Here is a 13,295-nt window from a genome sequence, read left to right as displayed (position 1 = left end):
AAATCAATCACTAAAAACCGAGTAAATTTGTCAGATTTTAAACAAAAACCTATTCTGGAGATACAAATGGCTGTTCCTATTTTATTGATACATCGCCTTGCAATTGCCTAAAAGAATAAAGACAAGGTAATAGATTATGTTCATGAAATAGACAAGAAACTGTATTTTCTAACTGTGCTTGATCATCAGATTCATTAGGTCAAATGGATGAGTTTTGATTGCTAAACTCACTCAACTTCCATGCCGAGTGAGAGATTGTAACAACTCATTAAATTTAAGATTGATCGTGATCATCTTTCTTAAATTTGTTCAGGGTATCGGTTGCAGCTTTTTTCAGTTCATCAAACTTTTCTGTTGCTTGAACTTTTAATTCGTCAAATTTGACCGAAGCTTCCTGTTTCAGCTCTGCTGATTTGACCTTAGCTTCATCAAGTAAATGGCTCGCTTCTGCTTTTAAATGCTCGTACTTTTCTTGCGCCTGATGTTGTACTTCAGCCCATTTGGCTTTGGCATCATCAATGGTACTGTCAAAACCTGCATCTTCGTCCGCAGCCTGTTGCTCGTCCAATTTCTGCTTTACATCATCCAGTTTTTGTTCCGCATCTTGTTTCACTTCAACCGCAGCACTTTTTAAATCACCAATTGCCTTTTCACCTTCTGTTTGTACATCTTTTGCGGCTTGTTTCAAGTCATCGCCAAGTTCCACAGCCTTATCTTTTATTTCATCAATCTTATTTTCAACGGTCATTTTTACACCTTTTTCTGTTATAGCACCTGTCTATAGTTATACCGTGATCTGAATTGAATAAAATACAAAACAGCATATTGAAACAAAGACGCTACAGAATGTAGCGTAGTTGAGTTGATCTTCCATCCTTGACTTTACATCTTTAAAACATCACCAATACTACGTAATTTGTACTGTCAGGATCGCCAACTACCCAAGCGCTGATCTTCGTCTTGATACAGTATGCTGATAGATAGGAAAACATTTGGCATTTTTATTGGGCATCATTTTTTTATCTGCACTTGCGCTAAAGTCTGGTGGATTTGCAAAGAATTCATGTAATCCCTTATGCAACTTTGCAGTAACTAAGGTAAAATCAATGCCCTTGCATTAACTACGAATGAGAGAGTTATATCCGTGCGCAATATTTTAGTCACTAACGCCCTTCCATACGCCAATGGTCCGATCCATATGGGTCACCTACTCGGTTATATCCAAGCAGATATCTGGGTTCGCGCCATGCGTGCAATGGGACATGATGTGACTTATGTCTGTGCGGATGATGCTCACGGTACCGCAATCATGTTGCGTGCCGAAGCGAATGGTATTAGCCCAGAGCAACAAATTGCTAATGTTCAGAAAGAACACATTCGTGACTTTGACGGTTTTGGTGTACATTTTGACCACTATGATTCAACCCATAGTGACACCAACCGTGCCCGTGCTTCTGAAATTTATGTAAAAAACCGCGAAGCTGGCAACATTGCAGTTCGCCCTGTATCACAACTGTTTGACCCAGAAAAAGGCATGTTCTTGTCTGACCGTTTCATTAAAGGCACTTGCCCGAAATGTAAAGCGGAAGATCAATATGGCGATTCATGTGAAGTTTGCGGTACAACCTATAACGCAACAGAACTATTAAATCCAAAATCGACTTTAAGTGGTGCGACACCTGTCGAAAAATCTTCAGATCATTATTTCTTTAAATTGCCAAACTTTGGTGAATACTTACAGAAATGGACGCGTGATGAAGGTCGTTTACCTGTTTCAATTGCCAACAAGTTAGATGAATGGTTCGAAGCAGGTTTGGCAGATTGGGATATTTCTCGTGATGCACCGTATTTCGGTTTTGAAATTCCAGATGCGCCAAACAAATATTTCTATGTTTGGGTCGATGCACCGATTGGTTATATGTCGAGTTTTGAAAACTACATTAAAACCAAACGCCCTGAACTCAACTTCGATGATTTCTGGAAAAAAGATTCTAAAAATGAAGTTTATCACTTCATTGGCAAAGACATTGTTTACTTCCATGCGCTGTTCTGGCCTGCAATGTTAGAAGGCGCAAACTACCGTACGCCGTCAGGTTTATTTGTGAATGGTTTCTTAACGGTGAACGGTCAGAAGATGTCGAAGTCTCGCGGTACATTCATTAAAGCTGAAACTTATTTACAGCACTTAAACCCTGAATATTTACGTTACTACTTCGCATCTAAACTTTCAGACAAAGTTGAAGACTCTGATTTAAACTTGGATGATTTTGTTCAGAAAGTAAACTCAGACTTGGTCGGTAAAGTGGTCAACATTGCCAGCCGTTGTGCAAAATTCATTAACACCAAGTTTGATAATAAGCTATCTGCAACTTGTGCAGAGCCTGAACTGGTACAAAGCTTTATTGATGCAGGCGATTCAATTGCCAAAGCCTATGAAGCACGTGAATTCTCTACTGCGATTCGTGAAATCATGGCACTAGCGGATAAAGCAAACCAATACATTGATGAGAAAAAGCCATGGGCTTTAGCGAAAATTGAAGGTGAAGAACAACAAGTACACGATGTATGTTCGGTAGGAATTAACCTATTCCGTCAATTAGCAGTTTACTTAGCTCCTGTCCTTCCAACTTTAGCAGCTCAAGTTCAAGACTTCTTGAAGTTAGATCGCTTTGACTTTGCTTCAGCGAAAACTGCATTAGTAGATCATGAAATTGCATTGTTCCAACCTTTAATGCAACGTGTAGACCCGAAAGCGGTTGCGGCAATGGTGGATGCATCTAAAGAATCTTTAGGTTCGCCTGCTGCTGAACCTGTTAAAGCTGAAAAGAAAAAAGAAAAGAAAGTCGAGAAAAAGCCAGAGCCTAAAGTCGGTGAAGCGGAAATTATTGGTATTGAAGACTTTATGAAAGTTGACCTACGTGTTGCTGAAATTTTAGAAGCAGCTACGGTAGAAGGTTCAGACAAACTTCTTCAGTTAACTTTAAATGTCGGTGAAGCTGAACCGCGTAATGTGTTCAGTGGTATTCGTGAGTTCTACCAACCAGAAGACTTAAAAGGCAAATTGGTGGTGATGGTGGCGAACCTTGCACCGCGTAAAATGCGTTTTGGTATTTCTAACGGTATGGTCCTTGCAGCGGGTAATGGCGAAGGTGTTTGGGTAATTTCACCTGAATCTGGTGCTAAAGCTGGCGATAAAGTTTCTTAAGATTTAATTCTTAAATAAAAAGCCTCTACATTGTAGGGGCTTTTTAATTAATTCCATTATTTAATATGTTTAGAAATATGTATCCGAGGTTTTAATCCAAAAAATTCTACGCGCTTTTTCCATGAATCAAGAGCTAACAAGAATTGAATGGAATTAATTTCAATGATAGATGAAATAGGCTTTTCTAAAACAACCCATAACGCTACAACCTTTAATTCACAGTCAAGTGAAATTTTATTTTGTTTAATTAACTCAAGTGAACTTTTTGATTGTTCAATATTATAAATTAAATCCTGAGTAGTACTTGAAATTTTCACGGAAATAATTTCACTATCTTTATATAAATCAGCAACCTCTATTTTGTATTTTTTACCCTCTGGATCTAATGATCGTATTACCTCTAATTGTCGATCTAACAATTTATATCCATTATCGCGACTCATCTTTTCATTAAAGTAATATTCACGATAAGTTAACTTATTCAAACTAGAATTGTTAGCAATTTCAATTTCTTTTTGAGACTTCCAATCTAAATACTCCTGCTCAATCAGAGCATCACCATCTATTATCTCAATCGCTACTAATGATTTTTTTAAATATTCCATAAATGTTTGATTAAACTTAAACCACTTTCCATTTCTTAGAAAATATTTATATCCATCATGTTCTGTATAAAAATCTAAAAGTTCTTTTAAATCTTTGGTTAATCTACTACTTTCCTCACGCTTAAATTTTACTTTTACTTCATCTATATTTTGTATATTGTATTGTATTAAAAAATTTGAAATCTTTACAATATCTAAACTATTTCCAACATCGAGTTTTTCGACTTCTTTTCGCCCTTGTTTAAAAATCAATTCATAATTATATTCATTAAATCTAAAAATAATATTAATGCCTGATATACTTATTTCTTCCACGCCGACATCAGCTTGTTTATTAATGATTGAACTTAAAATCGATGCATTAAGATCATCAATCAATATTTCATCTGATACAAGCTCTAGTTTTGGCAACCTAATAATTTCATCGCCACTCATACTATCTGAAATATCATTAAGTATTTTTGATAACTCACAAGGTTCTTTGTTTATATCCAATTGAATAGAGTCAGCAAAAACTATATTTTTCTCTCCCCATACATCTGTATTTGAAGCTTTTAATTTTAAATGTTCAACTGATTCGCCTGAGTCATAACTATCTTTATTAAAATTTTCATAAGAGGAAACTTCATGGCGTTTAGTTCCCGTAAAATATCGGCTTTTCTTTAGGAGGATAGACTGCTCATTAGCCATACGAATAGCCAAGCTAATTCCAAAGTCCGCTTCAATGAATTTTGACAGGTAAAAATGTGATTTACCTAAACTAACAGCAAAAACTTCTTTTGAATTATCTAAATTTTTACAAATTAATAGAGCGAAATAAAATATATTTTTCGGATACATTTTCTGAGGATTAAAAAATTCTTTATAAGTTTCAAACCACCAAATTTCATTCCCTTCAGTTTTTTCTGAAAAATAGAAAGTCATCTCATAATTTTCATAAATTTGAGTCTTTTGCTCAACTAAGCCAACAGATTCAATTTTCTTTAATAGATCTGCATTTTTTTCAGATAGAACTTTATAGATATTATATATATTACTCACTTCAAACCCATTAAATAATCTTATTACGAATATAACTTTACACTTCTATTAATTTCTATTCGATTGAATCAGATAAAGATAAGGAATCAGAATATTTAGTGTAAATCCACCTGACAGCAACACTAAAAAATAGTCACTGTCAGATCTTAACCATATACTCAAACTACTTCGCTGGCTCTCCCCACTGGTTCGACTCAGGCTTAGTTTCCATTACAGCCCAAATTAACAATGGAATAAGACCAATAATGGTAAGCGCCAAAAGCATCCACCAACCTGAACGGTTCACATCATGTAAGCGACGTGCCCCGACTGCCAGTGTAGGTAAAAAGAAGAACAATGAAAGTAAACTCGAAATGGCATCTATTCCACCTTCGCTCACCCCCATAATACCTAGACTTAAACCAAGGATGAGTCCAATTAAAATTTGGAATAAATAGAAATACCAATATTCTTTACGGCGAGCACGCCCCGAAAAATTTACGTAATTTTTTAAACATTTCATTGCCCAATCGAAGAAACCAAAGTTTTCTTCGGTTTGTAGTTGTTCTGCATGCTGATTATTTGTTTTTTTAAAAACAGGCTGACGCGCAAATGCCTGCACATAAATACTGACAGCCTGATTTAAATCGTTCACAGCAAAATCGACATTTTGACCACGTGCGGGTGAAGTATGGTCTTTCCATTCCGAACCAAAAAAGCTGTAGCGCTTTCCATCGTCCCCTTGAATCACGCCTTCATTAATCTGGAAATTAAAATCTACTAATGTACCTTTCATTATAAAGTTCCAATTGATATTCAATATTTTATTGTTGGAAATATCATCATACTGGAACATTTTATTTTATAAAGCAAATTCCTGTAATCCGCTCTAAAATGCCTTACTGGCGATTTTTAAAGACTGTATCCATTCAACTTTTTAACACATCCAATCGATGTGAAAAGTTGTCTTCCCCCAAACACAGAACAGGACGATTTTCGCGATCTAAAATTTAAAGTGTTGAAGAATATTAAATATAACAATTTGGAAAAATAGATAATTAAACAATGTTATGGCTCCACGTGAAGCCATATATTCCGAAGTCTCAACTTTAAACTGCTTTGCTCTTAATTACATGGTCAGTATTAAAATCTGTATGTGTTAAACGCGTTGCAGCGTTTTCCGTTAAGGGTTCAACCTCTTGTAGACTGTTTAAACAGCGTAGAGTCAAATCCATATATTGCTGTGTACCCTTAAATTTCCACGCAATTTCTTTTTCCTCTAAGCTACGAATCACGCGTGCAGGACTACCGATCACCAAGGAATTTGCTGGAATTTCGGCTTTGGCTTTCACCGTACTATTGGCACCGACAATGGTATTTTCGCCAATAATAGCTTCATCCAAAATTACGCTGTTCATGCCAATTAAGACATTTTTAGCAATACGGCAACCGTGCAAAATTGCGCCATGTCCAATATGACCAAACTCTTCCACCACGGTCACATTATTTGGGAAACCATGAATAATGCAGGAATCCTGCACATTGGCATTTTTATGAATATGAATGCCGCCAAAGTCTGCGCGCAAGGCAGCAAAAGGACCAATATAAGCCCCTTCTTCAACAATTACATCCCCAATTAAAACTGCTGTGGGATGCACATAAGCTTTGGGGCTAACCACTGGAATGACGCCATCGATGGCATAACACGGCATAGTTTGTTCCTTAAACTGTAGGGCTATATTTGAGCTTAGTAACTCGGCTCTTCCTGCTTTAAGCCACCAAAACGCTTATAAAATTGTGGATGTGCAGGTGGCATTGAACCTTCTGACGTCCGTGCGATGTCGAGGAAGAATTCATCCCCTGCCAGCACCACGGTTTGATAGAGATTACTGCTTAAATTACGTGAATTGAGCGACAGCCAATTCGATGGCAATAATTCAAAAGGTAAATTCGGATCTTTCAATAAAATTCGACGATATTGATGAATCAATAAAATTCGAATTTGAAACGCTTGCATCGGATCGAGTTCATCTTCGCTTTCGACCAGATTGAAGAATTCTCTGAAATCACTGATGAACTTTTCATAACGCTGATGTAGCTCTTGTACAGGCCAATTGATTTCGACCATGCGCTTCACAGTTGGATAAGACTCTTGCCAAATCTGTAAGGCTTCAGCTTTAAAGATCACCACTTGGTCGGTCATTTTTAGGCTAAGCAACAAATTTTGTAATTTCAGGTGATCACAACCCGGATACGCCATGACATTGGTGGCAATGTTGGCAAAACCAAGCCATTCCAACTCTTTTTTCAAGGTGACTTTATTTTCCAGCTCTACCGAACTGAGTAAGACCAAATCCCATTTTTGGTCCCATTCTTGTTGGGTGAAACTATAAATTTTCTGGTCGGCCATAATAAAGCGCTGGCGACTGCTTTCCGTGACACGGTAGTAACTCGTACGTCCAATTTTCTCGGAAATCAGCCAACCATTTTGGACAAGGCGAAATACGGCTGTACGAACTGAACGCTCGTTAAAACCAAACACATCCATTAACTGAATTAAGCTGGCAAGACTAATAATGCCACCACGGTGAAAAATACAGTCACCAAAGATGGTCATAATCAGAGAGGTACCGCTCAGTGCTTCGTTGCTAATGAAATCATCAATAACTTGTTTTAATTTTAGATTCATTTCGTTCAACTATTACCTTGTCAGATCGGAATGATAAATCATGTGATCTATCATTCAACTAAAACTTATGCCGATTTTCGAATATCAAAGACGCGTTGCGCTTTCCCCTCAGAACGTGGCAAGCTGCCTTCTGGTAAAATTTCAACCATCACTGAAATACCCACCATAGTCTTAATTTGGGCTTTCAATAAAGCTGCAATTTGTGGGGTTAAGGTTTCACTCACATCTCTACGCATTTCAGCACGAATATGCAAAGTATCCAAGTGTCCTTTTTTGCAAATTTGAATTTGGTAGTTCGGTACCAATTGTGGAATATGTAAAATTTGCTCTTCAATTTGTGATGGGAACACATTTACCCCACGAATAATCATCATGTCATCGCTACGACCCACAATTTTATCCATACGGCGCATAGGACGTGCAGTCCCTGGCAATAAACGGGTCAAATCGCGGGTACGGTAACGAATCACAGGCATGCCTTCTTTGGTAATGGTCGTGAACACTAACTCGCCCAACTCACCATCAGGGAGTACTTCACCTGTTTCAGGGTGAATGATTTCTGGATAGAAATGATCTTCCCAAATGGTTGGACCGTCTTTGGTTTCTAGACATTCCATTGCAACACCCGGACCCATCACTTCAGATAAACCATAAATGTCCAAGGCATTAATACCGAGACGATCTTCAATCTCACGACGCATTTCATTGGTCCATGGCTCTGCACCAAAGATGCCTGTTTTGATTGAACAGTCTTTTGCTGTACCAAATTTCTTTTCTAGCGCTTCAATAATGTTTAAGCAGTACGATGGTGTCACCATCAATGCTGTCGGCTTAAAGTCATGAATCAATTGTGCTTGACGCTCAGTTTGACCACCTGACATTGGAATTACGGTTGCACCCAAGCGTTCTACGCCATAATGCGCACCTAAACCGCCTGTAAACAAACCGTAGCCATAAGACACTTGAATGGTATCTTTATTCGACAAGCCCGCTGCACGTAATGAACGCGCCACAACATCTGACCAGACATTAATATCATTTTGGGTATAACCCACTACAGTTGGCTGACCTGTGGTACCCGATGATGCATGAATACGGATAATCTGTTCTTGTGGTACTGCGAACATGCCAAACGGGTAGTTATCACGTAAATCTTTTTTGGTGGTAAATGGAAACTTTGCCAAGTCTTCTAAAGATTTGAAATCATCAGGATGTACCCCTGCTTCATCAAATTTCTTTTTATAGACTGGGCTATTTTGATAGGCGTGTTGCAGTGTCTTTTTCATGCGCTCCAATTGCACACTACGTAATTCATCTACTGATACCGTTTCGATTTTTTCCATTGCATTGTTATTCATATTCTGTCTCCTAATACAGTCATCCTGACTGCGGGGTATTCCGTTTTTGGATTATTTCCTTAATCCACATTTTCTATAATCAGTGCGACACCCTGTCCTACACCAACACACATCGTACACAGTGCGTATTTTCCATTACGGCGCTTGAGTTCTTTCATCGCAGTAATCACCAAACGTGTTCCGCTCATCCCCAATGGATGACCCAGTGCAATCGCACCGCCATTTGGATTGACACGCTGATCATCATCTTGCAAACCGAGTTCACGCATCACTGCAAGCGATTGCGCTGCAAAGGCTTCATTCAGTTCAATTACATCCATTTGATCAAGCGTTAAGCCTGTTTGCTTCAATACTTTTTGTACCGCAGGCACAGGACCAATGCCCATGTATTTGGCTTCAACCCCAGCTTGTGCAATTGCCACCACTTTCGCCAGTGGTTTTAAACCATGCTTGCTTGCAAACTCTTGGCTGCCCAATAATACACAAGCCGCGCCATCGTTTACACCTGAGGCGTTGCCCGCAGTCACCGAACCGCCTTCTTTACGGAAAGGCGCTTTTAAAGCTGCCAAGGTCTCAAACGTGGTATCCGCACGCGGATGTTCATCGGTATCGATGGTAATGCTGTTTTTCTTACGGTCTTGAATGGTCACTGGCAAAATTTCTTCTGCCAACACACCATTTTGCTGTGCCACTGCGGTTTTTTGCTGACTACGGTAGGCAAATAAGTCTTGATCATCACGACTAACTTGATACTTTTCCGCCACATGTTCAGCCGTTTCAGGCATGCTATCAACACCAAAATTCGCTTTAAATTTTGGATTGATAAAACGCCAGCCAATGGTGGTATCGAAGATTTCAGGTGTACGGCTAAAAGCTGTGGTTGCTTTCGATTGTACAAATGGTGCACGGCTCATCGACTCCACACCACCGGCCAATACAAACTGCACTTCACCCGATTTAATCGCACGTGCCGCCAGTCCTACCGCATCTAAACCAGAGGCACATAAACGGTTTACGGTAATGGCTGGAACTGAATCAGGTAAACCCGCCAATAAGGATGCCATACGTGCGACATTACGGTTGTCTTCACCTGCTTGGTTGGCACAACCTAAAATCACCTCATCCAATTCATTCCAAGGCAAATGCGGATGTTGATTTTTCAAATATTGAATCGGCAAGGCAGCCAAATCATCGGCACGAATGCCACTTAAACCACCCGCATAGCGACCAATCGGTGTACGAATACCGTCTAAAATATAAACTTGTTCCATTTGTCTTCTTCCTTTAGCCGGCAATAAGAAATTGTTGTGATTGCGGGCTGTTTTGCACCTGTCCTCGTGCAGTTTTCTTCGCTAAATATATACTTGGTCTGTAGCGTTCTTCACCATAAACACGATACAGATTTTTTAGAATTTTTAAAATAGTGTTATATCCTATTTTTTCTGCCCACTGAAATGGACCTTGCGGATAGTTCACGCCATATTTCATTGCAGAATCAATATCTTGTTCAGATGCAATACCATGTAAAACGGCTTCACACGCTTCATTCACCAACATGGAAATAGTTCGTAACACATAAAGTCCTGCATGATCCTGTGTCCAAAGTGGTATCACATCCATACCAATGAACAAAATATCAACAACAGACTGATCAACTTCCGAACATGCCACTGAAGCTACAATAGGAATCGCCTTGGCTTGCACCCAATCTGCATGCCAATCCATTAACACGACTTTCTGATCTGCATAATCCAGATCAACCGATTCACCCAATGAAAGCCGAATTGAAACTTCACCGACTAGGATTTCATCCTGTACACCGTCTTGAAACTTCACTTCAAGGTGCGAGGCATGTGCCAAACGCTGAATCAAACCTGAAGAATGTTTCCAATCGCCTTTGACCGTGACCGCCAATTTCTCAATCGATTTGGCATAACGTACAGGCAATTCAAACTGTGGGCTTGGCGTTGCTTGCGCATAATCGTAAAAACCTTGTTTGGTTTTACGCCCCAAACAGCCTGCATCGACCAATTCTTTTTGAATGAGTGATGGACGATAACGCGGCTCATAAAAGAATTCTTGATAGACACTTTGTGTGACCGAAAAATTGACATCCTGACCAATTAAATCAGTCAATTCACATGGCCCCATGGCAAATCGACCACATTCACGCAGGATAAAATCTAATTGTTCAGGGCGTATGACATTTTCCTGTAACGCACGGAAGGCTTCCGCATAATATGGACGCGCCACACGATTCACAATAAAACCTGGGGTGGATTTTGCCAAGACTGGCACTTTTTTCCATGACTTCATCAATTCCAACAGAGCATCTGCAATTGCTGCTGAACTTTTTAAACCGCGGATAATTTCCACCAGTTTCATTACAGGTGCAGGGTTAAAGAAATGCAACCCCACTACGCGCTCTGGATGTGGAATCGCAGCAGCAATGGCTGTAATCGAAATTGAAGAGGTATTCGATGCAAAAATTGTTTCTTTAGAGCACACTTCGGCCAACTGTTGAAATAAGCTTTGCTTTACTTCTTTCTTTTCAACAATCGCTTCAATAATCAGCTGTGCAGGTGCTAACTGTGCTAACTCATGCGCAACGGTTAAATTGGCAAAAGTACTGTCATACAGTTCCTGCGTCATTTTCCCTGCTTGCACACGTTTTGTGAGTTGTGCCGCAAGTTGCTGTAATGCAGCTTCAGTTTTCGTCGCATCGACATCATACACAAAGGTTGGATGTCCATGCATCGCAGCCAATTGGGCGATACCAATTCCCATGGTACCTGCACCAATTACAGCGACGGGCGCCTGCTGTAAATTGATCTTATCCATGTTTTAGCAACCTTTATATTCTGGAGTACGCTTTTGCATAAAGGCTTGTACGCCTTCACGGTAATCGCTTGAACGACCTGCCAAACGCTGTAAATCACGCTCTAGAATCAACTGATCATCTAAATTATTGTGTGCAGCCGCATGAATGGCTTTCTTAATCAGCGATAAACCATAAGTTGGTTGTTTCGCCAAATGTTCAGCCAGTTTTTGTGATTCTGCTTTTAAGGCATCATCTTCAACCACTTGCCAAATCATGCCCAATTGCACCGCTTGCTCTGCTGGAATTTTATCGCCCAACATGGCTAAACCCATTGCCTGCGCACGACCCACCAAACGTGGCAGGAACCATGTGCCACCAGAATCTGGAACCAAACCTAAGCGGCAAAACGCTTGGATAAATGATGCTGATTTTGCAGCAACCACCAAGTCACAAGCCAAAGCAATGTTGGCACCCGCGCCAGCTGCAACGCCATTCACGGCACAGATCACAGGTTTAGGCATTTCAGTAATCAGTTTGATCAACGGGTTGTAATATTTTTCAATCGACAAGCCTAAATCGGGTGCATCTGCATTGGGGTCAACCACACGGTCATTTAAGTCCTGACCTGCACAGAAACCACGACCTTCTGCCGAAATTACCACTGCACGAATATTGCTGTCTTTCGACCATGCTTTGAGTACGCTTGAGACTTCTTTGTGCATAGTTTCATTAAAGCTATTGAGTTGTTGTGGACGGTTAAAAGTGAGATAGCCCACTGCATTTTTTTCTTCAACAATTACGGTTTGGTATTCCATTACACACCTCTAAATTCTGGTTTTCTTTTCTCTAAAAATGCATTGATGCCTTCTTGACGATCTTGCGTTGCTGCCAACCAAACAAAATGCTGACGTTCCAGCTTTAAGCCTTGGCTTAAGGTCACTTCATGAATCGATTTCAAAGATTGTTTAATCACACGAATCGCCAATGGTGCCTGTTTGGCAATTTTTTCCGCCAATTCCACGGCATATTGCACGGTTAAACCGACTGGACACACTTGGCTGGTAATGCCATGTTGCAATGCGGTTTGCGCAGAAATCATTTCACCTGTCATCGCCCAACGCATGGTCAATTGCTGTCCCACTAGACGTGCTAAACGTTGTGTGCCACCAGCACCGGGTAACATACCCAAACCAATTTCTGGCAAAGCAAATTGTGCATTTTCACCCGCAAGCACGATGTCTCCATGCAGTGCCAATTCAAAGCCCGCACCAAAGGCATAGCCATTGATTGCCATAATCAGTGGTTTAGAAAACTCATCAATACGTTTCCACAACTGTGGACGCAAATCTTGCTGAATACTGACCACATCCAGCTTAGACAATTCATTCAGGTCTGCACCTGCGGCAAAACATTGTGAATTACCTGTAATCACCACCGCTTTGACCGATGAATCTGCTTCTAGCTGTTGTAGATAATCGGCAATTTCTTGCAAGGTGGCGTTGTTTAAGGCATTACGTTTTTCAGGTCGGTTCAGTTCAATCAGGATTACGCCCGATTTTGGAGAACTGGTTTTAATGTATTCCATCTTGCCGCTCCT

At 40.0% G+C, this 13,295-nt stretch carries 11 protein-coding genes; 1 reads left to right on the top strand and 10 read right to left on the bottom strand.

The window, feature by feature from the left end:
- Window positions 1-274: 274 nt before the first annotated feature.
- Window positions 275-748 carry a hypothetical protein gene (locus F4W09_RS00135; protein ID WP_104441610.1) on the bottom strand — a complete coding sequence of 158 codons (474 nt, stop codon included), beginning with the start codon at window positions 746-748 and terminating at the stop codon, window positions 275-277.
- A 396-nt stretch (window positions 749-1,144) separates the two neighbouring features.
- Here F4W09_RS00135 and metG point away from each other — a divergent pair, with 396 nt between their 5' ends.
- Window positions 1,145-3,205 carry a methionine--tRNA ligase gene (gene metG / locus F4W09_RS00130; RefSeq protein ID WP_151503661.1) on the top strand — a complete coding sequence of 687 codons (2,061 nt, stop codon included), beginning with the start codon at window positions 1,145-1,147 and terminating at the stop codon, window positions 3,203-3,205.
- Window positions 3,206-3,261: 56 nt separating this feature from the next.
- Here metG and F4W09_RS00125 read toward each other — a convergent pair whose 3' ends face one another.
- The 9 genes from F4W09_RS00125 to F4W09_RS00085 form a co-directional block, all read right to left on the bottom strand.
- Window positions 3,262-4,851 (bottom strand): DUF6119 family protein, encoded by a 1,590-nt coding sequence (locus F4W09_RS00125; RefSeq protein ID WP_151503660.1) that lies wholly within the window; start codon window positions 4,849-4,851, stop codon window positions 3,262-3,264.
- A gap of 163 nt (window positions 4,852-5,014) precedes the next feature.
- Window positions 5,015-5,626: a DUF805 domain-containing protein gene (locus tag F4W09_RS00120; protein WP_151503659.1), complete on the bottom strand. Its 612-nt coding sequence runs from the start codon at window positions 5,624-5,626 to the stop codon at window positions 5,015-5,017.
- 313 nt (window positions 5,627-5,939) lie between these two features.
- On the bottom strand, window positions 5,940-6,542 hold the full coding sequence (locus tag F4W09_RS00115) for a gamma carbonic anhydrase family protein (protein WP_151503658.1): 603 nt from the start codon (window positions 6,540-6,542) through the stop codon (window positions 5,940-5,942).
- Window positions 6,543-6,577: 35 nt separating this feature from the next.
- The gene (locus tag F4W09_RS00110) at window positions 6,578-7,519 is read right to left on the bottom strand and encodes a PaaX family transcriptional regulator (RefSeq protein ID WP_044738258.1); all 942 of its coding nucleotides are present in this window, start codon (window positions 7,517-7,519) and stop codon (window positions 6,578-6,580) included.
- Window positions 7,520-7,584: 65 nt separating this feature from the next.
- Window positions 7,585-8,877, bottom strand: coding sequence for a phenylacetate--CoA ligase PaaK (gene paaK, locus F4W09_RS00105; RefSeq protein ID WP_016167089.1), 1,293 nt, complete (start codon window positions 8,875-8,877; stop codon window positions 7,585-7,587).
- A 59-nt stretch (window positions 8,878-8,936) separates the two neighbouring features.
- Entirely contained in the window at window positions 8,937-10,148 is a 1,212-nt protein-coding gene (pcaF, locus tag F4W09_RS00100; RefSeq protein ID WP_151503657.1) for a 3-oxoadipyl-CoA thiolase, read from the bottom strand.
- A 13-nt stretch (window positions 10,149-10,161) separates the two neighbouring features.
- On the bottom strand, window positions 10,162-11,718 hold the full coding sequence (locus tag F4W09_RS00095) for a 3-hydroxyacyl-CoA dehydrogenase (RefSeq protein ID WP_151503656.1): 1,557 nt from the start codon (window positions 11,716-11,718) through the stop codon (window positions 10,162-10,164).
- A gap of 3 nt (window positions 11,719-11,721) precedes the next feature.
- Entirely contained in the window at window positions 11,722-12,513 is a 792-nt protein-coding gene (gene paaG, locus F4W09_RS00090; protein WP_016167092.1) for a 2-(1,2-epoxy-1,2-dihydrophenyl)acetyl-CoA isomerase PaaG, read from the bottom strand.
- Entirely contained in the window at window positions 12,513-13,283 is a 771-nt protein-coding gene (locus F4W09_RS00085) for an enoyl-CoA hydratase-related protein (RefSeq protein WP_151503655.1), read from the bottom strand. Before F4W09_RS00085 ends, paaG begins: the two co-directional genes overlap by 1 nt.
- Between the last annotated feature and the right edge of the window lie 12 nt (window positions 13,284-13,295).

The organism is Acinetobacter tandoii, from assembly GCF_008867985.1.
In the GTDB taxonomy this organism is placed as follows: domain Bacteria; phylum Pseudomonadota; class Gammaproteobacteria; order Pseudomonadales; family Moraxellaceae; genus Acinetobacter; species Acinetobacter tandoii.
This window is presented reverse-complemented; position numbering and strand designations above follow the sequence as displayed.

Excerpts from the sequence above, each read along its gene's own strand:
- F4W09_RS00135 (WP_104441610.1), bottom strand. The coding sequence starts at position 748 with ATGACCGTTGAAAATAAGATTGATGAAATAAAAGATAAGGCTGTGGAA.
- F4W09_RS00120 (WP_151503659.1), bottom strand. The coding sequence starts at position 5,626 with ATGAAAGGTACATTAGTAGATTTTAATTTCCAGATTAATGAAGGCGTG.
- F4W09_RS00115 (WP_151503658.1), bottom strand. The coding sequence starts at position 6,542 with ATGCCGTGTTATGCCATCGATGGCGTCATTCCAGTGGTTAGCCCCAAA.
- F4W09_RS00110 (WP_044738258.1), bottom strand. The coding sequence starts at position 7,519 with ATGAATCTAAAATTAAAACAAGTTATTGATGATTTCATTAGCAACGAA.
- paaK (WP_016167089.1), bottom strand. The coding sequence starts at position 8,877 with ATGAATAACAATGCAATGGAAAAAATCGAAACGGTATCAGTAGATGAA.
- pcaF (WP_151503657.1), bottom strand. The coding sequence starts at position 10,148 with ATGGAACAAGTTTATATTTTAGACGGTATTCGTACACCGATTGGTCGC.
- F4W09_RS00095 (WP_151503656.1), bottom strand. The coding sequence starts at position 11,718 with ATGGATAAGATCAATTTACAGCAGGCGCCCGTCGCTGTAATTGGTGCA.
- paaG (WP_016167092.1), bottom strand. The coding sequence starts at position 12,513 with ATGGAATACCAAACCGTAATTGTTGAAGAAAAAAATGCAGTGGGCTAT.
- F4W09_RS00085 (WP_151503655.1), bottom strand. The coding sequence starts at position 13,283 with ATGGAATACATTAAAACCAGTTCTCCAAAATCGGGCGTAATCCTGATT.